The sequence below is a fragment of the Rhodospirillales bacterium genome (assembly GCA_028824295.1).
GTDB lineage: Bacteria > Pseudomonadota > Alphaproteobacteria > TMED109 > TMED109 > VXPW01.
Genome location: JAPPED010000033.1, coordinates 44663 through 66057 on the forward strand (window position 1 = coordinate 44663; position 21395 = coordinate 66057).

Consider the following 21395-nt stretch of genomic DNA (forward strand, 5'->3'; position numbering starts at 1 on the left):
CATAAAACTTCTTCCACCTGCCTGCGTCGTCACGCGGTAGTCATGTGGCCCAGAGCGTCATCCAGCGTCCTGGTTTCCGCCAGTGCCCGGCGCCACCGTCGCGCCTTGGGTTGGTCTCGGTATAGCCCCACCAGCGGCCGGGCAACCCGGTGAAAGGGCTCTCCATCGGCCAGAACGCGGTCCACATACGGGGCGTGGGCGCGGAGGGCTCCCTCCCTTGTTGGGGGCAAGGAGGAAGCAACCCCGAATACGCGCTGATCGGCTTCGGTGAACTGCCAAGGATGCTCCCAGGCCGCCCGCCCGATCATGGCGCCGCCCAATCCCTGGGCGAGAAATTGGTTGGCTTCGGCGAGCGACCGGATTCCACCGTTGATGATGATGTCGAGGTCTGGCCGCTTTCGGGCCAGACGATGGACTCGGGCGTAGTCGAGCGGCGGGACCGAACGGTTCTGTTTCGGGCTCAGTCCCTTTAGCCAGGCTGAGCGAGCGTGAACGATGAAGGTCTTGCATCCGGCTTCGGCAACCGCGCCGACGAAATCGTCCAGAAACGCGTCGCTGCGCTGGGCATCGAGGCCGATTCGGGCCTTGACCGTGACCGGAAGACTCGTGTTTTCCACCATCGCCCGAACGCATTCGGCCGTGTGGGCCGGGGTCCGCATCAGGACGATGCCAAAGCCTCCGTGCTGGACGGAATGGCTCGGGCAACCGCAATTCAGGTTGATCTCGCGGTAACCGTAGGCTTCGCCGTAACCGGCAGCCTCTGCCAGGCCAGAGGGGTCGGCGCCCCCCACCTGCAGCGCGACCGGCTGTTCGCGCGGATCAAACCGGAGGCTCCGCTCCCGCGGTCCTTCCAGGATGGCACCGAGCGGAATCATTTCGGTGTAGAGCAGGGTGTGCCGGGTCAGCAGACGCATGAAACGCCGGAAGTGAGAGTCGGTGCGCTGCATCATGGGCGCGACCGACAGCCGTCGATCCACTGCCGCGAGCGCCGGTGATCGCACAGTTGATTCAGCCATCATCTTCCTGCAATGTGCGGCGATTGCACGGATCGGGACCTGCGCGGCTCGTGCTGTGTGCGCAACGCCGCGGAGACGCGTAATGATGGCGCTGGCCGCGATCGTCGTCGACAGTCTTGTGTACGCGTCCTGGCTGTTCATCGTCTCGATCGGCCTCACCCTGATTTTCGGGGTGATGAACGTCCTGAACGTTGCCCACGGAAGCCTGTACGCGCTTGGAGCGTACACGGCCGCCTGGGGCGTGGGCATGTACGTTGGCGGGGCGCCGGACGCCGGGTTCGTGCTGCTTGCCATCATGCTGGTTGCCGCCATCGTCGTCGGGGTTCTTGTCGGCATCCTGATTGAGCGCGGCGTGCTGCGTTGGGTTTACGGACGAGATGAAATCGTAATCGTTCTGGCAACTTACGCGGTCTTCCTGGTCCTCGAAGACGTCATGAAGCTGATCTTCGGGGCGGAATCCTACATCGCATTTCAACCCCGCTTCCTGTTCGGGACGATATCGGTCGCGGGAATACCGTACGTGGGGTACGACCTGCTCCTCGTGCCATTGGTGGCGCTGATCGGCGTCGGGATCTGGGCGGCGATCCACCGCACGCGACCCGGGAAGCTCTTGATGGCGGTGATTTATGATCGAGAGATCGCGTCTGCTCTCGGGATCAACGTGGCCCGGTTCTTCACGGTGACCTTCCTCTGTGGGGCCGTCCTGGGCGCGTTGGGCGGCGCTCTCAGTGCCCCGTTGATTTCGGTCGTTCCGGGGATCGGCGTCGAGCTGATTGTACTGGCGTTTGCCGTGGTGGTGATCGGTGGGCTGGGCTCCGTGGAGGGAGCCGCGATTGGCGCGCTGCTGGTGGGACTGGGTCGGACGGCCGCGGTGTTTTTCCGTCCCGAGTTGGAATTGTTCGTCGTGTTCGTGGTCATGACGGTGGTCCTGGCAGTACGACCGGAAGGCCTGTTCGGCAAGCCGCAAACCCGTCGCATATGACGGCGCTTCGGAATATCCGTCCGACGACGGCCGGCATTGCGCTGGCCGCAGCGGTGCTGCTCGGCCTCTGGCCGCTGCTGCCCGCGTGGGCGGCCCATACTACAGCCGTATCACTTGGCGGGGGTCTGGTCGCCCTCGGACTGATGATCCTGATTCGATTCGGTCTCGTGTCCTTTGGACAGGGTCTGTTCTTCGCCATTGGCGGCTACGCCGCTGCCCTGGCCAATCAGTTTCTCGGCATCACCGACATGCTGGTCCTGAGCGTGGCCGGGATCGCGGCGGCCGGCGCGATTGCATGGGCTCTCGGTTATATCGTCCGGGGGCACCGGGGCATCTTTTTCGCGATGCTGAATCTGGCGTTCTCGATGATCCTGTTCGGGATACTGGCCAAGACCGTGGCGCTGGGAAGCACCGACGGATTCAGCGTGGGCGTGCCGACATTGCTCGGGGTCGCGCCGGGCCCGGAAGCTGGACGGCTCACCTTCGTGCTGTTCGGCTTCATCGTGATTTCGAGCGCGCTCGTTGCATGGATCGTGGATCGGATCCTGGCCAGCCCGGTCGGCTATGCCGGCCAAGGCGTGCGGGAGAACGAGCTGCGGCTCCGCTACCTAGGTGTCTCCGCCCGTGGAGCCGTCCACCTGGCCTACATCATGGCGGCGAAACTTGCGGCGCTCGGCGGCGTGTTCACGGTGCTGCTCATCGGTCATGTGACCCCCGAGGACACCGCCTACTGGACGAAGTCGGGCGAGTTCGTGTTCGTGGCGATCCTGGGTGGGGCCGGCAACGTCGCGGCTCCGTTCATCGCGCAGACGGTGTTCGAGCTGGTCCGCACGTTTGCCCTGCAATACGTCCCGGAAGCGTGGCAGATGTTGCTCGGCATCACCCTCCTCCTGGTCATTCTCTTCCTGCCGGGCGGCCTGTGGTCGCTGGTCGACCGACTGCGGGGACGAAATGCCTGAAGCGCTGCTCGAGACCCGCGGACTGGGGAAGACCTTTGGTGCGGTGGTCGCCGCCGAAGACGTCAGCGTGTCGGTTGCAGCTGGCGAGATCGTCGGCGTGATCGGAGCCAACGGCGCCGGGAAAACGACGTTCTGCAACATGGTGACCGGTTACCTCACGCCGGACCGGGGACGGATCCTTTTCCGCGGCACGGACATCACCGGTTGCACCGTCGGCGAGGCCACAGCGGCCGGGATCCACCGCTCGTTCCAGATCCCGCAACTGTTTCCGGGTCTCACCGTGTACGAGAACCTGCTGCTGTCAGTGGGGGTGTTCGGCCACCGCCGGCCCCCCTGGTGGAAGCCGCTCGTCCGGCCGGAGATCCAAGAGGCAGCGCGCCGGGTGATGGAGCAGTATCGCATTTCGGACTCGGCCGAGACGCGGGTGGACCGGTTGCCCCAGGGCGTGCGGAAGTTGCTCGACATCGCCATGGCGATGGTGGGCGGACCTGCCATGATCCTACTGGATGAACCGACCAGCGGGATCAGCACCGAGGAGAAGTTCGACGTGATGGGCAACGTGATCGATGCGCTTCGCTCGTCAGGGGCAACGGTCCTGTTCGTCGAGCACGACATGGACGTGGTGGGACGTTACGCCGACCGCGTCATCGCGTTCCGCGAGGGGCGGGTGTTGGCGGATGGCGCGCCGCAGGAGGTGCTCGAGAACCCGGCCGTCATCGAGCACGTGGTCGGCCGCCGCCCGCCACGATCTTCCGATGCTTGAGACCCGGAAACTGACCGTCAAGTTCGGGGGCAGCACGATCCTGCATGACGTCGACCTGCGGGTCGAAGGGTTCACCGGACTGGTCGGGCGAAACGGCGCCGGCAAGACCACGTTGATGCGGGCGGTGATGGGACTGATTCGCACCCACTCCGGACACGTGCTCCTGAACGGCCAGGACATCACCGCAGTTCCCGCCCATCGGCGCACGCGTGCGGGTGTCGGGTACATGCCGGAGGACCGGCGCCTGATCCCGGGCCTGACCGTGGAGGAAAACCTGCTGCTGCCTGCATGGGGATCGCGGCGTCCGGACGGCCAAGACCGCTGCGAACGCGCACTCGCCTACGTCTCGGAAGTTGCCGACATGCGCTCGCGCCGCGTCGAGCAGCTGTCAGGGGGGCAGCAGAAGCTGGTGGCGCTGGCGCGCGCATTGGTGTCCGGCGAGCAGGTATTGCTGCTCGACGAACCCTTTGAGGGAGTGGCTCCGGCCCTCGCGCTGAGACTGTCGGAGGTCCTGGCAAACCTCCAGAAAGAAGGCACGACCGTGCTGATCTCTGAATCAGAAATGGACAGGGCCGGCAGTCTCTTCGAGCGCACCTACCTGATCGAGCGGGGCGCTGTGGAGCCGTGGGGCTCCGCTTGAACCAGTTCGCGGCCGGCGCGCCAACGATCTCGGGACCAAGGTCGGGGAACTGTAGGCGTCCCCCGGTGACGACCCGTCAACGCATCCTGTCTCCAATACGGTTCACGGAGCTCGCCGGATAGCAGGGGCTCCGGGCCCATTGGAAGGGCCCGGAAGTTTCTGCCGCCCCCGTGAGGCACTGACCGGGGACGGCCGCCGCCAGTTACCCGCGCAGAAACCCTTCGAGTTCGTTTTCGGCCCAGGCGATCGCGTCATCGAGCGCCTCGTTGTGAGAAGTCACACGCGCGACCAGATTCCCGAACACGCCCTGAGTGAAGATCTGGGCGGCAACGTCATTGGGAGCGGGCGTGCCGCACAGAATGAGTTGTTCGTCGCCACGCGGCGCGTAGTTGTACAGGGTGCCCGCTGGTGGGCCGGCCTCTTCGACCACGCCGAAGTCACGGAAGGAATCGAAGATGATCGCTTCATAGCCCTTGCTCGCGGTCACCAGCTGCTCCGCCACTTCGCGGGTTGCCATGTGCCGTAGCAAGTCCTTGGCGGCTTCCTTGTTCGATGAAAAATGCCAGATGCCCCAGCCGTTCGGGATCAGGTGCCGAAAGCGTCCGCGCGGGCCGACGGGCAGATCATGGTGCCAAATCAACGGCGCGAGCTCGGGGGCGTCGCGTTTCGCCACGGCCCACGGGCTCGGCGGATTGATCACCGCGGAGCCGCGCCCCGACAGCATCCAGCGATTGTTGCTCGCGTCGTCCCATGCATAGACCGAATCGGACATGAACTGACTGAGTTCCTTCATGTACTCGAGCACGGCGCGGGTTTCGTCACTGTTGACCGTAATTTGACGGTCGGCGTCCACCAGGACCGCGCCGAAAGCCGCGAACAACGGTGCGAGCCAGAACGTCCCGTCCGGTGTCGGCGACAAAGGGGCACCGAACCCGAAGCCCGCGGCATGCAGTTTCTGTGCGGCGGTCAGCAGGGTGCCATAGGTCCAGGTAGCGACCTTCGCGGGATCACGCGGGCCAGCCGGAAAGATGTCGGGCAGATCAATCCCGGCAATATCGCGAAAATGGTCGATCCGGCTGTTGAATGCGTGGGTCTGGCCCATGACGGCCACCGGTGACGACCGCCAGGCCCCGTCGATGAAGAAGCAGTACTTGGCGGCCGGGTCCATCGGGCCGACGTCGGCCTCGACGTCGGCGATCACGTCATCAAGCGGTTCGAGCTTCGTTCGCTGGATGCTCGGGCCCCACAATCCCATCTGGAAGATGTCGTGGCCGGTACCGGCGCGGGCTTCTGCCTGCGCCGTCAGCGCGAGCTTGTTGCCGACACTCGTGATGAAGTCGACCTTGACGTCAACATTGTTCTGCTGCCCCCATTCGGCGCAGATTCGTTCCACCACGGGGTTGACGCCAGGCACCCAGTGGTCCTGGACGCCAAGCTCCAGTCGTCCGGCCGAATGGGCGGTCTTGACATAGGGGGCGGCCATCGCGACTGCTGCCGCTGAGCCCGTTCCGAGAAAACGACGCCTGCTGAGAGCTGGAAGTCCTGCCATGGTGGCGCACTCCTTTCAGAAGATGTGCCTGTCGCCGGTCGACGAACTACGACGGTAGCAGCAACACCTCCTAGGCCGGCGGCACCCAGGCCCGCGGTGCGATTCCGTCGATGTCGGTCTTTACGTCCACCAACGCCGGTTTCCCGGCAGCGAACGCCTGCTCGAGTGCGCCTTGCAGCTCCCCTGGCTTGTGGACCGTGATGCCGAAGCAGCCCATCGAACCGGCAATTCCCGCGAAATCCGTCTCGGGGAACAGCCAGAGTTCATCGGAGCCCTCTGTTCGCCCTCCGTAAACCCCCTCGACGCCATTCTTCTCCTGATTGAGTGAATGGTTGTTGTTGACGACGGTCACGGTGTGGATCCCGGATTTGCGGGCCGTATCCAGTTCCCCGATGTGGTACCAGATGCCACCGTCACCGGTGAAGCACACCACCGGGCGATCCGGTTGTGCGCATTTGGCACCCATCGCTGCCGGCAGCCCCCAACCCAGCGACCCGGCGCAGCGCAGGTAGCGCTGATCGGGATGCTTCAGGTCGAGCATGGTGCCGGTCCAGACGCCGGAATGCCCAGTGTCCGAAACCAGAATGGCGTCGGTGGGAAGCAGCTCGGAGAGTTCCGAGCACAAGCGCTCGGGACGCATGGGAACATTGTCGGAAGCCACCAGTGCGCTGACACCCTGCTTCCAGGTATCGACCAGTTCCTGTACGCGGCCGATCCAGGACCGGCGCGGGGAAACCGGCTCGGCATGCGCAAGCATGCGACGGATCGTGTCGCGCACATCTCCCTGCAGCCCGACCTTGACCGGATAGTTGCGGCCGATTTCGGCGGGATTGATGTCCAGTTGAATGGCAGGTGTGCCTCGGGGCGGAATGGTGTAGCCGTTCGTGACCTGGCCGCCGGCGTGGCTGCCGATGAAAAACACCAGGTCCGCCTCGCACAGGGCCTGGTTGGCACAAGCACGGGAATAGGATCCAGGGACGCCCAGCGCGAGTGGGTGGTCGCTCGGGAACATGACCTTGGCATTGAGCGAAGTTGCCACCGGGATCGACAGCTTCTCGGCCAGCGCGCGCAGTTCCGCGGCCGCATCCGATGCGGTTACGCCGCCGCCCGCCACGATCACCGGCCGTTCCGCCTGCATCAGCCATTCGAGCGCCGCGGTTACCGCGTCGATGTCTGCCTCCGGCCGGAACGGCGGCACCTGCGCGAAGTTCTCGTCGATCATGACGTCAAGTTCGGCTTCGGCGTCGATCACGAACTGACCGGCTAGACCTTCCAGGTCTAGGTGAACCGGCCCAGGAGTGCCCGAAGTGGCGGCGCGAAACGCCTGCGGCAGGTAGACCGGCAATTGGTCGGGCGTTGACAACGTGGCGCTGTACTTCGTGACCGCCGAAAACGGACCCTTGTGATCGACCTCCTGATAGGCGTGGCGCTGCTGGCTGACCTGGCGCTCCCGGCCCGTGATCGCGATGACCGGTGAACAGGCCAGGTAGGGATCCTGCAGCCCGGCCGCAAGATTCATCGCGCCCACAGACTGCGCCATGCAGAGGCCGGGGCCGCGCCGCGCCCGGGCATAGGCGTCAGCCATGTAGGCGGCCGCCTTCTCGCCATGGGTCTGGACGCGTTTGATGCCCAGTTTTTCCATTTCCATCAACGCTCTGGGCGCGATGTACGGGACGAAAAAGGCATGGGTAATGCCGTAGCCGTGAACGGTTTCTGCGACAAACCGGCCGCCGGTCATTCTTGTCATGGTGAGCCCCTCGGCGCGTACGGATCGGTATCAGACAGAATGCCTTTGACGATTGCAAACTGGCCCTTGCCGCCGGCTGGGTGGCGGCGTCGCATCACGGCGACTGGCGCGCGTGCTGTTGTTGCTACTGCCTGGTCCGTCAGCCTGCGCACGGTGTGCTGCGGACATTGTCAGGTGACAGACCCGTCACCGACAAGTCGGCAAGTCGTCGCGATCGACGCCAACTCACCCGGTAAAGGTTTCTGCATCGAACAGACCGCAGCGCGAACTGGAGTCCGGCGAGCTCAATGATCTCCCAGGACCTGCCGGCTCGGACCTACGTGCCGGTGTCGAGGGGTTTCAGTGCTTTCAGCAACGCGATCAGATTCTCATCGCGCCATCGTTCGAGGGTGTTGGCGTCGCGCCCGCCCGTCATCTCATCGACCGCTGCAACTGCCATCTCCTTCAGCGCGGCTGGCCCCGACCAACCGAAGTGGGCGATGTTGCCCCTGATGCCGCCTTCGCCGCCGGTGAAGTGCATGCCGAGCATTGGCCCCATGAACGCCCAGCGCATCCCCGGGCCGTAGACCAGCGCCTCGTCGGCTTGGTGATAGTCGCAGATGCCGGCCTCGACCAGCGAATCAATCTCCCGCCGCACGACGGATTGCAGCCGGTTGGAGATGTAACGCTCGATTTCCCGCCGCAGCCGGAGCGGACGTTTCCCGACGCGGCGATAGAAGGCCATGGCCCAATCCAGCACAGCTCCCGGGGTGGCATCTCCGCCCACGACCTCGACCAGCGGCATCAGGTAGGACGGCGTGAACGGATGCCCCACGATGACGCGCGCCGGCACCCGACTTTGCCTGGCCAAGACACTCGGCAAGAACGTCGATGACGAACTTGCGATGACCACATCGTCGGGCAGATTTCGTTCGATCTGTTCGATCAGCGCGACTTTCAGATCTTGGTGATCAGGTGCCGACTCCTGGACGAATTGGGCGCCATCGAGCGCGGTTCCGAGGTCCGCATCAAACATCAGGCGGGACGGGTCCGCGCCGGCGGCCAGCCCCAAACGCTTCAAACTTGGCCAGGCCCGTGCCACCAGCGCCCGCAGGCGGTCCTCCGCGCCCTCTGCCGGGTCGCTTGCAGTAACGGCCAGCCCTTGGCTCAGGAACAGGGCCGCCCAGCCGGCGCCGATGGTCCCGGCGCCAACGCATGCCACGCGGTTGACGGTCGCTGGATCTGGCAGGTTCATGACGGCATTCTCCGGTTCAACGCAGCTGGATGGCTTGGTGGTCGCGACAGGTTCTAGCACGGAGAACACGTGCTCCCGGGCACACGAAGGAGTGGCGGCGATCGATCCGGCGGAACAGTGATCTCACACAGGCACCATTGAATTGTTCGCCCGGTGTCAGATCAGGTAGTCGATTACTGCCAGCGGCGTTGCTGCCAACAGCCCGGCATCAATGGGCAGGATGACACCTGAAATCCAGCGCGCCTCGTCGCTTGCCAGAAACACTGACGCCCACGCGACATCCCAGGCGTCGCCCGTGATCCCCAGCGGACCTGCTCTCCGCCGCAACTCCAGCTGCTCCTCAGTCATGGAGGCCACGAACGGCGCGTGGATGTGCCCCGGTGCGATGCAGTTGACACGGATGTTGTCGCGGCCGTGATGGACCGCCATCGCCTTGGTCAGCGTGACCAGACCACCTTTTGCAACCGAGTAGGGGACATTGTGCGACGCGCCGGCGCGCAAACCGTCGATCGATGAGACGTGGATGATGGAGCCGCCGCCGTTGGCTGCCATCTGTGGGACCGCGAACTTCGACACTAGGGCAGCAGACTTGAGATTTCCGTCGAGGGCGCGGGACCAGACCTCGTCCTCGATGTCCGTGACCTTCCCCGGCCCCAGCGCACCCACGTTGTTGACCAGAATGTCGATACGGCCGTACCGGTCGGTGCAGGCGTCGATCAAGGCCCTGCAGGCTGCTCCGTCAGTAACGTCCGCTTCGAATACCGAAGCGTTGCCGCCTTCGTCAGCGATCTGACGTTCGGTCACGCGGGCACGACCCTGGTCCACGTCGGCGAGCAGGACCTCGGCGCCGTGACGGGCAAAGAGAATCGCGGTCGCCTCCCCAGTGCCGGTAAGTGACCCGCGTGATCCGGCACCGGTAACCAATGCCACCTTGCCGTTGAGGCGTTTCTCGGCCATGTCCGAAATCATTCCATCACCGCGCCGCCGGCGACCGTGACCGACAGACCGGTCAGGAATTCCGCGTCGGCTGACGCCAGAAACGTGGCGACCCGGGCTACGTCCTCGGCATTGCCAACACGCCCGAGCGGGGTGTTTGCTTCGGTCCGGGTCTTCATGGCCAGATGATGCTCCTCGGCCGTGACTCCTTCGGGGGCCAGCGCCGCGGCAATTTCTGCGACTCGTTCAGTTTCGACGTAGCCCGGGCAAATGGCATTCACCGTGATGTTGTGAGGCCCGAGCTCCTGTGCTAGTGCCTGAGTGAACCCGCGAACCGCGAACTTGGATGCGCAGTAAGCGGCGAACCGGGCCACGCCGCGTTTGCCCGAAACCGAAGACAGATTGATGATTCGGCCGCCGGTCCCCTGGGCGATGAGAGCCCGCGCCGCGGCGCGAGAACAAAGGAACGTCCCCTTGGCGTTGACGTTCTGCACCCGGTCCCATTCGGCTTCGTCGAGGTCGACCACGGGCACGCGATCGCGACCGGCGATCGCTCCAGCATTGTTGACGAGTATGTCGAGATGGCCGAAATGATCGAGTACCCGGCTCACCATCACCTCGACATCACTGGCACTTGATACATCACCGACGACACTTAGCACTCGCCGGCCGATGGCTTCGATTTCCCGCTCAACGTCCGGCAGGCCCGCCCAGTCCGCTGAACCTCCACGTCGCGGGACGATGTCGTTGATGCCGACATCCGCGCCGGCCTGCGCCATGCGCCGGGCAATGGCACGTCCCATCCCCTGTTCTCCGCCCGCCCCCGTTACCAGCGCGACCTTGCCCGTCAAGTCGTACATCGTCTCATTCCTCGTCTCGCCGGCGTGCCAGCCGTGAACGCTGCCTGGTGGTCTCCAGGCCTTTTCGACAAATCGGCCGTGTCCGCTGCATTCGATTGCCAAACCGGCGGAGCAATGACGCCCAAAGCTGCATGGTGATTCACCGGGAGGGCACTATAGGGATGTTCTGCAGCGACTCGGCGGCACTAGGGCTCTCCGGTCCAGCAAAATCGGAAAAAGTTCCTCGCATCGATGAGGGGCAGTTGCTCATCATCCGTCGCAAACTGCATGGCGAGGCGATCGAACGGCGCAGCGCTTGGGGCGCGGCGCCTTCTAGACGCTTCAGATCTTCCGTAGGGTCGCTGGCCACGGTTGCGGTTTGGGTGCGCTCGCCGGGACGTCAAGAGCGCGCTGGCCCACGCCGGCAACGGTTCGAACTTCGATGATGACCAACAGTCAATCACGTCTGAACTGAAGACAAGAAGGTGCGAACTAGAGGTCGACCCGTACTTCCGTGCGTCAGTTGGCGCTGGAAGGACTATTCCTGGGAAAGCAGCAATTGCACCACCGCATCCGCCGCGTCGTCGGCGGAAAGCACGGTCGTGTCAATTCGTAGTTCGGGGTTTTGTGGCGGCTCGTATGGCGAATCGATGCCGGTGAAATTCGCCAGCTTGCCACTGCGGGCTTTCGCATAGAGCCCCTTGGGATCGCGTGCCTCGCAGACCTCCAGCGGGGTATCGACAAAGATCTCGACAAACTCTCCTTCCTGTAGCAGCGTTCGGGCCATGGTCCGTTCGGATCGAAACGGTGAGATGAAGGAAACGATGACGATGAGCCCGGCGTCCACCATCAGCTTTGCAACTTCGGCGACCCGGCGAATATTCTCCACCCGGTCCCGGTCGGTAAAGCCGAGATCCCTGTTCAGGCCATGTCGGACGTTGTCTCCGTCGAGCAGGTAAGTGTGTTTTCCCATCGCCTGGAGCTTCTGTTCCAGTCGATCGGCGATCGTCGACTTGCCGGCCCCGGAGAGGCCAGTCATCCATAGGACACAGGGCTTTTGTCGGTTGACCCGCGCTCGCTCCGCCTTGTCCACCTTCATCTGCTGCCAAATGATGTTGGTCGCGCGGCGAAGCGCGAAGCTGATCACGCCGGCGCCGACCGTGGCATTGGTGAACCTGTCGATAAGTACGAAACCACCCGTTTTGCGATCCTTTGCGTAAGCATCGAAGGGGACTGGGCGGTCGAGCGAAATCTTGCAGTACCCAACTTCGTTCAGTTGGAGTGTCTTGGCAGCCAATCGGCCCAGGGTATCCATGTCGATACGGTGGGTAAGGTCCGTGATCTGGGCGACGGCAGAGGCGCTGGCAAAACGAGCCAGATAGGGCCGTTCCGGCAGCATGGCATCCGTGTCCAACCAGATGAGGTGAGCAGCAAACTGATCGGCAAGCGCTGGCGGCTGTCCGTTGTCGGAGATCATGTCGCCGCGGCTAACGTCGATTTCGTTGGCGAGCACGAGCGTGATCGCCTGGCCCTCGATCGCCCGGTCCAGGTCGCCGGACGGCCCGAGGATGCGCTCGACGGTCGATCGCGAGCCGGACGGACTGACGACAACTGTCATCCCGCGTTCCACTGAGCCGGAGACCACGTTGCCGCTGAGGCCTCGGAACTCCGAATTGGGGCGATTGACCCACTGCACCGGTAAACGGAATCCCCCCGTCACCTCGTTCCTGGGGAGTCTGCAGGCGTCCAATACTTCCACGAGCGTCGGCCCGAGGTACCAGGGCGTATCTTCGCCAGACTCGAAGACGTTCACGCCGGTCAGTGCGGACAGCGGAATTGCCGTCACGGATTCGATTCCCAGTTCATTCGCAAACGCTTCGTATGCCTCGACGATGGACCGGAATACGGAGCGGTCGTATGCGACCAGATCCATCTTGTTGACCGCCAGGATCACTTGGCGGATGCCCATGAGCGACACGATGTAACTGTGTCGGCGAGTCTGGGTCAGAACCCCCTTGCAGGCATCGATCACAACTATTGCGAGATCAGCCGTGGAGGCACCGGTGACCATGTTTCGCGTGTACTGTTCGTGGCCGGGCGCATCGATCGCGATGAATCTTCTGCTGTCCGTCTCGAAATTGCGATGCGCGACGTCAATGGTGATGCCTTGTTCGCGTTCCGCCTGCAGGCCGTCGACCAGTAAGGCGAGATCAACCGCATCACCCTGGGTACCGTAGGTTGGACTCTCCGCCTTGGCCGCCGAAAGCTGGTCTTCGAAGACCGTCCTGGAATCGTGCAGCAGCCGCCCTAGAAGCGTTGATTTGCCGTCATCGACGGAACCGCAGATGATGCAGCGGACATGCCCTTTTTCATTCTGCGTTGAAAGGGCGGCATCGATGTCTTTTGACGCGGCCGGCGCACTCCCGCTGGCCGGCATCAGAAATACCCTTCCTGCTTCTTTTTCTCCATCGAGCCGAGTTGGTCGTAGTCAATGACCCTGCCCTCCCTTTCGGAGGCGCGGCTCTGCCGTAGTTCGGCCATGATTTCCGGGACCGAGGCAGCGCTGGAGGGGATTGCGCCCGTCAGCGGATAGCACCCCAGGGTACGGAACCGGACCAACATCTCTCTCGGCGTCTCACCGGGGTCAAGCGGCAACCGTTCGTCGTCAACCATGACCAGAAGGCCGCCACGCTCCACGGTGGGGCGAACGGCGGCGAAGTACAGCGGCACCACGGGAATGTCCTCCCGTTCGATGTATTGCCAGACGTCGAGTTCGGTCCAGTTGGACAGCGGGAACACCCTGACGCTTTCCCCGGGCAACACGCGGGTGTTGTAGAGGTTCCAGAGTTCGGGCCGCTGGCTCTTCGGGTCCCAGCGATGCGTGCTGCTGCGAAAGGAGAAGATCCGTTCCTTGGCGCGCGATTTCTCCTCGTCGCGTCTCGCACCTCCGAATGCGGCGTCGAAACCATGTATGTCAAGGGCCTGTTTGAGTGCCTCGGTCTTCATGACCTCAGTGTGCACTCTGGACCCGTGGGTGACGGGGCTGACGCCCCGCTCCAAGCCGTCCCGGTTCACGTGAACGATCAGATTGATCCCGTGACGGGCCGCCGTCACGTCACGAAACCGGATCATGTCGCGGAACTTCCACGTCGTGTCGACATGCAGCAGCGGAAAGGGGAGGTTTCCGGGCGCGAAGGCCTTGAGCGCCAAGTGAAGCATGACGCTCGAGTCCTTGCCGATCGAATACAGCATCACCGGGTTGCGGAATTCGGCGACGACCTCCCGCATGATGTGAATGCTTTCCGATTCCAGGCGGTCCAGATGTTTCAGCATCGATCAAGAATGCGGGGTTTCCATTGTCGTTTCCATCGGACACCGACACCCGGCGCCAACTCTTGGCCGCGTGGACACTCAGGTACTGTTCGGCGGACGTGGCGCGTAGCCAAGCTCCCCCGGCAGTGTGGCTACGGCCCAGCGTGCCCTGCACGATGGCATGAAGTCACGGCACCGCTGAAAATTCGATTCAAGTGCGTGATCGCCGAGGCTGTTTCTACCATTGCCGCTCGCTGCTGACACCTGCAGTCAGGCAACGCATCCCATCGGGCGAAGCGAACGGGCCCGCGCGGAAGACGCGGCCTACGAACACGGTGTACGGGGACCTGCATTCGATATCTCAAGGCGTTCGTTTCTCGGGCCACTCGTTTGCATGCGGCACGGGGATACTATCTATCAAGAGATTGACGTCGCTTGACTGCCTGTCGACGGGCGCAATAGACACCCATTTGCGAAGTTTGCGGTTCGCCGACTTAGAGAAGAACCTCTGAATTCCTCGCACTTGTCGCGCTCGGTGCGGTTCCTGTTCGTTGAACAGAAGTCAGGGAAATTGATTGGGAGGTTCGATCATGGTCGGCTCAACCGGTTGGAGCCGACTCAATCACAGTCGTATCCGACCATAGGCTTGGCCGGCACTTTGGACCGCCCAAAGCAGGAAACTCTCATTTGAACTCCAGTGCAATGGGCGCGCTGGCCTAAGGAGTCGGAAGTCGTTCCAATGAGGCTGATCAACGGAGGCACCGGGCCAGGTACGAACAATTGCCTCGCAAGAGGGGTTGAAGGTTTGCCGCCGTTCCCAGTGACGCTAGTTGGCGTCTCCCACCACCTCCTCAAGACCTTTCTTGCCAGGGGAAGCCGTTTTCAGTTGTCGGGCAACCCCCTCCAACAGGTCGGCTAGTTGTCCCTGTACCTGTTCTTCCTCGGATCCGTTCGGGAGATAGACGGTAGCTGCCAGGATGCCTGGGGATTTTCTTCCGTCGCCTGAGTTCGTGGACCCGGAAACCAAGACATCAAACCTTGCCGTCGGGCTTCGGTCATCAGGAAAAGTGTGAACATCGACATACTTGATTTCAAATTCCTGCATATCGAAGCTCCATCGGTTCCATTTGGCATCCTAGCATGAAGCCGGAAGGAATCATTTATCGAACGTAGTATCACGGCCCGAGACATCCGGGGCAGCAACAGTCTCGTGAAAAAGTTTTGGAAGCCCGAAATTTATCCGGACAAATGTTGACGCGACACCGAAACGAAAGGGTTCCGTTCGAAACTCTGGTCAGCAGCAGCAAGGCGAACCGATCTACATTGCGACGATTAATGGAAGTTCCCCAGCTCTGAGAATCACTTGTCAGGCCGGTGGTGCTTCACGAAGGTACCGTTCCCCGCCCATTGGCACGGAGACACGCGTGGCCGGCGAACCGGTCCGCATTGCCGCGATGACACGGAGCCTCGCGCCACACGCGCTGGACTGCAGCATGCCCTCCCCGGCACCGCCTGATCCCCGCAACTCCGGGTGTCAGTCGTGAAGTGGCCGGGATCAGCCTTCAACCAGCGCTAAGCGGCTTTTCGTGGTTGCTTGTCCGCTGCTCGCGCAGCAGTCGCGAGCGTGACTCACGGGAGCGACTTGACTGTCCCGGTGGATCGGCCGATTCCCGGGATCGGCGGCGCTTTGGGTCAAGCTGAACACCCGCCAAACTGACGGTCCGCGAAAATCTCGTCTGCCGGCGGCGCTGCGGCCTAATCCCGATGCCTGATCCGCGGGGGCCCAGGTCCGAGCCGGTGCCGACGGAGGGACTTGAACCCCCGACCCACGCATTACGAATGCGTTGCTCTACCGTCTGAGCTACGTCGGCGATGATCGGTGCAGAAACCTAGCCTAGCACGTCTGGGCCTGCAGCCTTGCCGCACGTGGTCATTCGGATCACAGGCGCTCTGGCTGGCGCTGCGATTGGGTGCCCGGCAACCGGATCCGGATTCGTAGGCCCGGGACGTTGTCCTCCAGGCTCAGCGTTCCATCGTGGAGCCGGACCACCGCGGCCACGAGCGAAAGCCCCAGTCCACTACCGGGAAGATCTCGGCTGGAACTTAGCCGGACAAACCGATCGAGGACCCGCTGACGTTCCGTCTCGGGAATGCCGGCCCCGTCGTCGGCGATGATAAGTTCGCTATCGCCAGACGGGGCGACGCGGACGGCAATGCGGATGCTGCCGCCGGGTGAGCTGTACTTAATGGCGTTGTCCAGAAGATTGGACAGGCTTTGCGCGAGCAGCGTGCGGTGACCGAAGCACACGCACGGGGCTTCCTCCACGTGGACGAAGAGCGCAAGGCCTGATTCGTCGGCTACGGGTTCATAAATCTCAGCCAACTCGCGCACCAACAGAGCGACATCCACGGGTTCGAACTTGGGCTTGACCCCGCTTTCCAGCTGCGCGATCTCCAGCAATCCGTTGAAGGTTTCGATCAGTTGATCCGCCTCGGCGATGGCCCGGTCCAAGGCGTGCTGCCGCTTTGTGGCATCGTTCGCATCGAGCAGGGCGGCTTCAAGCCCACTGCGCAGCCGATGCAGGGGAGTACGGAGATCGTGCGCAATGTTGTCGGTGACTTCGCGCAGATTCTTCACCAGCCCCTCGATACGTTCCATCATGACGTTGAAAGTGCCGGCCAATCGGTCGAGTTCGTCACCGGAGCCTCGCTCTGGAAGGCGCTGGGTCAGGTCGCCTTCCAGCACATTGCGGGCAGCCGAATTGATTCGGTTTACCCGCACGAGGCTATGGCGGGCGACGAGCGCGCCGCCTGCAAAGCCAAGGACAAGGACGATGCCGCCGGCCCACAGGAAGGATTCCGTGTAGCGACTTTCGATCAATTGGAGCCCTTGCACGTCCCGTCCCACCAGGATCCGAAGGTCAGGTTGAAGGAGGACCACCTGAGCCCGCGCAGCTCGGGTTTCGAGCAGCCCGCCGCGCTCAGGCAGTGAGTAGCTGAAGTTGACCCAACCGTTGGGGTCGGCGGCGACCGTTGGCCACGAATCCAGGTTGCCGGTTGTCATGGCGGGCTGACCTGCAAAGGAGAGCAGATAGAGACTGGTCGTTTGCCCGTAACTTCGATCCTCTACGATATGACGAAGTGTCCGTGGCCCGCCGCGCCGAAGCTGGACAGACAGGAATTGCAGTTCGCGCTGAATGCTTTCGTCGGTTTCACGATTCAGCAAACCGACGGACATGGTGTGTACCAGGGTCAGAAGGGCCGAGCCCGTGATGGCCACCAGCACCAAGTAGAGCAACGTAAGCTGTACCGCAGCCGTCCGCAGCAGTGAGAAACGCGGGACCGGTGGCACGGTTCCCGCCATCAGCAGGACGTACTGGAACTGCGCAGCGAGTAACCGGCTCCCCGGATGGTCTGCAGGAGCGGTTCGGAGTAGCCGCGGTCGATCTTGGCGCGCAGACGACTGATGTGAACATCGATTACACGCGTCTTGGGTTCGAAATGGTAGCCCCACACCTTTTCGAGAAGCATGGTGCGCGTGACGACCTGGCCGGCGTTTTCGAGCAGGAATTCCAGCATCCGGAACTCTCTCGGCTGCAAGTCGATGGGCTTGCCGGCGCGCATGACGGTTCGTTTCAGGCGATCAAGCTCAAGATCCGATAGTCGTAGCGTCGAAGCGGTAACTTCCGAAGAGTGACGCCGTACCAGAGCATCCAGTCGGGCCCGTACTTCTGCGAACGCGTATGGCTTGACGACGTAGTCGTCTCCTCCTGCCTCCAAGCCCCGTACCCGGTGATCAACTTCCCGCAAAGCCGATAGGAAAAGGACCGGCGTGTCGATCTTCTTGGCGCGCAGCTGCCGGACCATCGCGATACCGTCAAGTTCGGGCAACATGCAGTCGACGATCAGCGCGTCAGGCCGCGTGTCGAGTGCCCGGTCCAGGCCGGTCAGCCCGTCGGCAGCGTGATCAACGACGTGTCCGAGCTCTGAAAGACCATTGACCAGGAATTCGGCGGCAACCGTGTCGTCTTCCACAACGAGAATGTGCATTGAAAACGCCTCCTGTCCTTGCACTCGATATAGATTTGTCGGAATAGTCGGCGCGAATGCAGTGGGAGCCACCTCCTGTGGCGGGAGCCACACCCCTCGGGAGGGTTCTTCTGTCTTGGCCGCAATCCTAGCCCGTCGGGCTCGACTTAGCGATTTCGCCAAACGAAGTCCACGCCTCCGGCCCCCCGGTCATCTCTGCACCTCACGGAAGGACGGGTTGCCAAAGCGATGCTTCGACTTTCCCCGCGAGCGCCAGGACGGCTCCAACGAGTCAATGAGGACATCGGTGGTCGTGGGTGCGGCGAACCGCACAGTCCGCAGGTGGTGCCGATCAGTCGGCCGTCAAACCACCTGCGGTTGAATGTCCGTCGACACGTATCGTGGCCAGCGGCCGCCAATCCCGAGCGGGATCTCCGTTGCTGCAATCAGCAGCAGCCGACGGGGCAGGCTGCGGAAATGAAGTAGGGGCGCTGGGCCTTGCGAGTTTGGTAGCTCAAACTCGCCCGTTCAATTGACGTTTTCCGGCTTGAGCGTGTAGCGGCCCTTCTCTGGACCATCGAACAGTCTGGGAATCTGCGGATGCAGGCACGGCTGGCTGCTTGTGTCTGGAAGCAGGTTCTGCTGGCTTACATAGGCGATGTAAGGACCTTCCTCGCTCTCCGCGAACAGGTGGTAGAAGGGCTGATCCTTGCGGGGACGGAGATCCTCTGGAATCTGCTGATACCACTCCTCGGTGTTGTTGAACTCCGGATCTACGTCAAAGACTACGCCGCGAAAGGGGTAGATTCGGTGCCGGACCACCTGGCCAAGCCCGAATTCCGCCCGAGCTTGCAGCAGCTTCTGCATGATCGTGTCCCTACGCCTGTACCGATAGGTACTGAACTACCGGTAGTTTACCAGATGGGGTCTGGCCCATACATGTTCAAGCGGGACCTATTCGGCCAGTGCCTCGCGGACGAACTCGAGACGGTCCTGACCAAAAAACATTTCGTCGTTGACGAACATCGTGGGGATTCCGAATAGGCCGCGTGCCACGGCAGCGTCCGACTGTTGCCGCAATTCCAACTTCACGTCGTCCTCTTGCGTGCGACGCATCAGGAACTCGGCATCCAGATCGCCCTCTCGAAGGCAGCGCACGACTTCTTCCGGTTTGCTGAGATCGACGTCCCGCGCCCAGAACGCTGGATAGATGACATCGAGGTAGGCCTCCAGCTGGCCGGACTGTTGGGCGGCCACGGCGCCACGCATCAAACCAATGGTGTTGATCGGGAAAGCGCTGTTGTAGACGAGTGGAACGTCGTAGCGACGGGCAAACCGGGCAAGATCCATGGACAGGTACCGGCCCTTGGCCGGGACCTCGGCAGGGGAAGTGTTTCCCGTTGCCTTGAAGATTCCGCCGAGGAGGATCGGCCGGTAGTCGATTGCTGCTCCAGCTTCGCGGGCAATCGCTGGCAGTTGTGTCCACGCGAGGTAGCCACTTGGACTCCCGACGTCGAAATAGAATTCCACCCGTTTGGCCATGAATGCATCCTCCGTCGTCGATGGGCCGGTCGGCGAACATATACTCACATTTCGCCTCTTGCGATCAGATCCACTTCGAGGACCGGCACCGATGTCCAGCCTTACCGAGCAACTCGTTCAATTCATTGAGGCCAAGCCGATTGCCGACGCTGACCTTGCGAAGGCCTCCGACTACGTTCTCGATGCCCTGGCGAACACTCGGGCCGGCCAGTCGACCGAACCGGGGCGGATCATCAAGGCCTGGGGCGAAGCTGCCGGTCGCGATCCTGGCCGCGAAGCGTTTCAGCTTGGCGCGCTGACGCACATCCTCGAAGCCGACGACCTGCACCGCGAATCGGTCACACATCCTGGGTGTGTTGTCGTGCCGGCGGCGTGCGCGCTTGCCCGCTCCACCGGTGCCGATGGGCGAACCTTCCTGACGGCCGTCCTAAAGGGCTTTGAGGCCATGTGCCGGATTGGTGCCGCAGTCGGACCGACGCACTACCGCACCTGGCACAACACCGCGACCTGCGGGCCGTTTGGTTCCGCCTATGCGGCCGGTACCCTCTTGGGGCTTGATTCGCAGGCGATGGTTCACGCACTGGGGAACGCCGGTACGCAGTCGGCTGGGCTGTGGGAGTTCATTGCGTCCGGTGCGATGAGCAAGCACCTCCATGCCGGTCGCGCCGCGGAAGCAGGGGTCGTGGCAGCCGAGCTCGCGGCACATGGCTTCACCGGCGCCCCGTCGATTCTGGAAGGGTCCCGCGGCTTCTTTGCTGCCGCCTGCCCGGATGCTGATCCCGAGGCAGTGCTTCGAGCCCCGGATCAACCCTGGCAACTCCATCTGACGTCGATCAAGCCGTGGCCGTCCTGCCGACACACACATCCAGCCATTGATGCTGCCTTGGAACTGGCGCCGCATGTGGACCGGTTCCGGAAAGTCGAGGCGTGGACCTACCGGGCGGCCATCGATGTTTGCGACAATGTTCAGCCGAAGACCGAATACGAAGCAAAGTTTTCGCTGCAGCATTGCATTGCCGCGGCGTTGATGGACAAGGAGGTCGTGTTCGCCAGCTTCGAGGCAGCCGCCCGCGAGCGACATGCCGATCTTGCAAACCGTGTCGTGCTGGCGTCCGGTCCTCCGTACGACGAGGCATACCCTCGCGCGTGGGGGGCGTCGGTCCGCGTCGAATTGGTTGACGGGCGCGTGCTGGCGGCGGAACGGGAGCATGCGCTCGGCGACCCGGACGCCCCGCTCTCGTCACGGCGGCTGGAGGCCAAGGCGCGGGACCTTCTGGCACTCGGAGGAGTGGATCCGGAACCGGTGGTCCGCCAAGTGTATGGGCTTCGTGCTGGCGGATCGCCGGTCGGCCTTGCGGACCTCGTAACTTAGTCAGCCTCGCGCGCTAGACCGATCCAGACGGAATCTCCGTCGCGTACCTCCCGCAGATCGGCCGGGTCGCCGTCAGCGTCCGCCCAGACGTTCACGGCGGTCACCAGACGAATCTCGTCTCCGCGCGACGCCGGTGTCCGGCCGTACCCGATTGCGATCGCCGACCCGCCGGTCCAAAAAGCAATCTCTCCTTTCTCGACGACGTCGCGGGCATCGTCCTCCAATGGTGCTGACACCGGGACGCGGAAGTAGACTTCCTCGCCCCACGTTTGCGCGACTGCCTGCAGCGGAAGTTCCTTCAGAATCGCTTTGGCAGTGGGCGTGTCCCGAGCAGTCATCCCGAGTTCGGTGGCGTTGATCCGGACCACGATCCGTTCCATCAGTCGTTCTCCTGAAGCAGTGCGAAATCTCGCAACGTACGGCTCCGTACACCTTGTCCAAAGCCTGCCGCCCCCTATCATGCAGCACTGAACGG

General features: G+C 62.9%; 19 protein-coding genes and 1 tRNA gene. 5 read left to right on the plus strand and 15 right to left on the minus strand.

Features of this window, described 5'->3' with window-relative positions; translation table 11 throughout:
- Positions 1-29 precede the first annotated feature (29 nt).
- On the minus strand, positions 30-1016 hold the full coding sequence (gene dusA, locus OXH60_13105) for a tRNA dihydrouridine(20/20a) synthase DusA (protein ID MDE0713057.1): 987 nt from the start codon (positions 1014-1016) through the stop codon (positions 30-32).
- Between the two features lie 82 nt (positions 1017-1098).
- Here dusA and OXH60_13110 point away from each other — a divergent pair, with 82 nt between their 5' ends.
- The 4 genes from OXH60_13110 to OXH60_13125 are packed head-to-tail and all read left to right on the plus strand — an operon-like array spanning position 1099 to position 4360.
- Positions 1099-1998, plus strand: coding sequence for a branched-chain amino acid ABC transporter permease (locus OXH60_13110; GenBank protein MDE0713058.1), 900 nt, complete (start codon positions 1099-1101; stop codon positions 1996-1998).
- Complete coding sequence (locus tag OXH60_13115) at positions 1995-2957, plus strand: branched-chain amino acid ABC transporter permease (protein ID MDE0713059.1); 963 nt, start codon at positions 1995-1997, stop codon at positions 2955-2957. Before OXH60_13110 ends, OXH60_13115 begins: the two co-directional genes overlap by 4 nt.
- Positions 2950-3720, plus strand: a complete 771-nt coding sequence (locus tag OXH60_13120) for an ABC transporter ATP-binding protein (GenBank protein MDE0713060.1) — start codon at positions 2950-2952, stop codon at positions 3718-3720. Before OXH60_13115 ends, OXH60_13120 begins: the two co-directional genes overlap by 8 nt.
- Positions 3713-4360, plus strand: a complete 648-nt coding sequence (locus OXH60_13125; protein MDE0713061.1) for an ATP-binding cassette domain-containing protein — start codon at positions 3713-3715, stop codon at positions 4358-4360. Before OXH60_13120 ends, OXH60_13125 begins: the two co-directional genes overlap by 8 nt.
- 202 nt (positions 4361-4562) lie before the next feature.
- Here the strand turns inward: OXH60_13125 and OXH60_13130 are convergent, their stop codons facing one another.
- The 13 genes from OXH60_13130 to OXH60_13190 all read right to left on the minus strand — a co-directional run bounded on the left by OXH60_13130 (position 4563) and on the right by OXH60_13190 (position 19548).
- A complete protein-coding gene (locus tag OXH60_13130; GenBank protein ID MDE0713062.1) occupies positions 4563-5909 on the minus strand; it encodes an extracellular solute-binding protein in 1347 nt (448 codons plus the stop codon).
- A gap of 70 nt (positions 5910-5979) precedes the next feature.
- Positions 5980-7656, minus strand: a complete 1677-nt coding sequence (locus OXH60_13135; GenBank protein MDE0713063.1) for a thiamine pyrophosphate-binding protein — start codon at positions 7654-7656, stop codon at positions 5980-5982.
- Positions 7657-7972: 316 nt separating this feature from the next.
- Positions 7973-8890: a 3-hydroxyacyl-CoA dehydrogenase NAD-binding domain-containing protein gene (locus tag OXH60_13140; GenBank protein ID MDE0713064.1), complete on the minus strand. Its 918-nt coding sequence runs from the start codon at positions 8888-8890 to the stop codon at positions 7973-7975.
- A 156-nt stretch (positions 8891-9046) separates the two neighbouring features.
- On the minus strand, positions 9047-9847 hold the full coding sequence (locus tag OXH60_13145) for an SDR family oxidoreductase (protein MDE0713065.1): 801 nt from the start codon (positions 9845-9847) through the stop codon (positions 9047-9049).
- A gap of 8 nt (positions 9848-9855) precedes the next feature.
- Entirely contained in the window at positions 9856-10686 is an 831-nt protein-coding gene (locus tag OXH60_13150; protein ID MDE0713066.1) for an SDR family oxidoreductase, read from the minus strand.
- 517 nt (positions 10687-11203) lie between these two features.
- Positions 11204-13102, minus strand: a complete 1899-nt coding sequence (gene cysC / locus OXH60_13155; protein ID MDE0713067.1) for an adenylyl-sulfate kinase — start codon at positions 13100-13102, stop codon at positions 11204-11206.
- Entirely contained in the window at positions 13102-13995 is an 894-nt protein-coding gene (cysD, locus tag OXH60_13160; GenBank protein MDE0713068.1) for a sulfate adenylyltransferase subunit CysD, read from the minus strand. The genes cysC and cysD overlap by 1 nt, the downstream gene beginning before the upstream one ends.
- Before the next feature lie 808 nt (positions 13996-14803).
- Entirely contained in the window at positions 14804-15082 is a 279-nt protein-coding gene (locus tag OXH60_13165) for a hypothetical protein (GenBank protein MDE0713069.1), read from the minus strand.
- 693 nt (positions 15083-15775) lie between these two features.
- Positions 15776-15848 (minus strand) — tRNA-Thr (locus OXH60_13170).
- Positions 15849-15916: 68 nt separating this feature from the next.
- Positions 15917-17329, minus strand: a complete 1413-nt coding sequence (locus tag OXH60_13175) for a HAMP domain-containing sensor histidine kinase (protein ID MDE0713070.1) — start codon at positions 17327-17329, stop codon at positions 15917-15919.
- An 11-nt stretch (positions 17330-17340) separates the two neighbouring features.
- Positions 17341-18027 carry a response regulator transcription factor gene (locus OXH60_13180; protein MDE0713071.1) on the minus strand — a complete coding sequence of 229 codons (687 nt, stop codon included), beginning with the start codon at positions 18025-18027 and terminating at the stop codon, positions 17341-17343.
- Between the two features lie 507 nt (positions 18028-18534).
- Positions 18535-18873 carry a heat shock protein HspQ gene (gene hspQ, locus OXH60_13185; protein ID MDE0713072.1) on the minus strand — a complete coding sequence of 113 codons (339 nt, stop codon included), beginning with the start codon at positions 18871-18873 and terminating at the stop codon, positions 18535-18537.
- Positions 18874-18960: 87 nt separating this feature from the next.
- Positions 18961-19548, minus strand: a complete 588-nt coding sequence (locus OXH60_13190; GenBank protein MDE0713073.1) for a 2-hydroxychromene-2-carboxylate isomerase — start codon at positions 19546-19548, stop codon at positions 18961-18963.
- A gap of 91 nt (positions 19549-19639) precedes the next feature.
- Between OXH60_13190 and OXH60_13195 the strand changes: the two genes are divergently transcribed.
- The gene (locus tag OXH60_13195) at positions 19640-20920 is read left to right on the plus strand and encodes an MmgE/PrpD family protein (GenBank protein MDE0713074.1); all 1281 of its coding nucleotides are present in this window, start codon (positions 19640-19642) and stop codon (positions 20918-20920) included.
- Here OXH60_13195 and OXH60_13200 read toward each other — a convergent pair.
- On the minus strand, positions 20917-21300 hold the full coding sequence (locus OXH60_13200) for a cyclophilin-like fold protein (GenBank protein ID MDE0713075.1): 384 nt from the start codon (positions 21298-21300) through the stop codon (positions 20917-20919). The two genes, OXH60_13195 and OXH60_13200, sit on opposite strands and share 4 nt — an antisense overlap.
- Positions 21301-21395: the final 95 nt, after the last annotated feature.

Bases quoted from the DNA above. Each gene is read 5' to 3' on its own strand.
- dusA (MDE0713057.1), bottom strand. From the start codon at position 1,016: ATGGCTGAATCAACTGTGCGATCACCGGCGCTCGCGGCAGTGGATCGA.
- OXH60_13110 (MDE0713058.1), top strand. From the start codon at position 1,099: ATGATGGCGCTGGCCGCGATCGTCGTCGACAGTCTTGTGTACGCGTCC.
- OXH60_13115 (MDE0713059.1), top strand. From the start codon at position 1,995: ATGACGGCGCTTCGGAATATCCGTCCGACGACGGCCGGCATTGCGCTG.
- OXH60_13120 (MDE0713060.1), top strand. From the start codon at position 2,950: ATGCCTGAAGCGCTGCTCGAGACCCGCGGACTGGGGAAGACCTTTGGT.
- OXH60_13125 (MDE0713061.1), top strand. From the start codon at position 3,713: ATGCTTGAGACCCGGAAACTGACCGTCAAGTTCGGGGGCAGCACGATC.
- OXH60_13130 (MDE0713062.1), bottom strand. From the start codon at position 5,909: ATGGCAGGACTTCCAGCTCTCAGCAGGCGTCGTTTTCTCGGAACGGGC.
- OXH60_13135 (MDE0713063.1), bottom strand. From the start codon at position 7,656: ATGACAAGAATGACCGGCGGCCGGTTTGTCGCAGAAACCGTTCACGGC.
- OXH60_13140 (MDE0713064.1), bottom strand. From the start codon at position 8,890: ATGAACCTGCCAGATCCAGCGACCGTCAACCGCGTGGCATGCGTTGGC.
- OXH60_13145 (MDE0713065.1), bottom strand. From the start codon at position 9,847: ATGGCCGAGAAACGCCTCAACGGCAAGGTGGCATTGGTTACCGGTGCC.
- OXH60_13150 (MDE0713066.1), bottom strand. From the start codon at position 10,686: ATGTACGACTTGACGGGCAAGGTCGCGCTGGTAACGGGGGCGGGCGGA.
- cysC (MDE0713067.1), bottom strand. From the start codon at position 13,102: ATGCCGGCCAGCGGGAGTGCGCCGGCCGCGTCAAAAGACATCGATGCC.
- OXH60_13165 (MDE0713069.1), bottom strand. From the start codon at position 15,082: ATGCAGGAATTTGAAATCAAGTATGTCGATGTTCACACTTTTCCTGAT.
- OXH60_13180 (MDE0713071.1), bottom strand. From the start codon at position 18,027: ATGCACATTCTCGTTGTGGAAGACGACACGGTTGCCGCCGAATTCCTG.
- hspQ (MDE0713072.1), bottom strand. From the start codon at position 18,873: ATGCAGAAGCTGCTGCAAGCTCGGGCGGAATTCGGGCTTGGCCAGGTG.
- OXH60_13190 (MDE0713073.1), bottom strand. From the start codon at position 19,548: ATGGCCAAACGGGTGGAATTCTATTTCGACGTCGGGAGTCCAAGTGGC.
- OXH60_13195 (MDE0713074.1), top strand. From the start codon at position 19,640: ATGTCCAGCCTTACCGAGCAACTCGTTCAATTCATTGAGGCCAAGCCG.
- OXH60_13200 (MDE0713075.1), bottom strand. From the start codon at position 21,300: ATGGAACGGATCGTGGTCCGGATCAACGCCACCGAACTCGGGATGACT.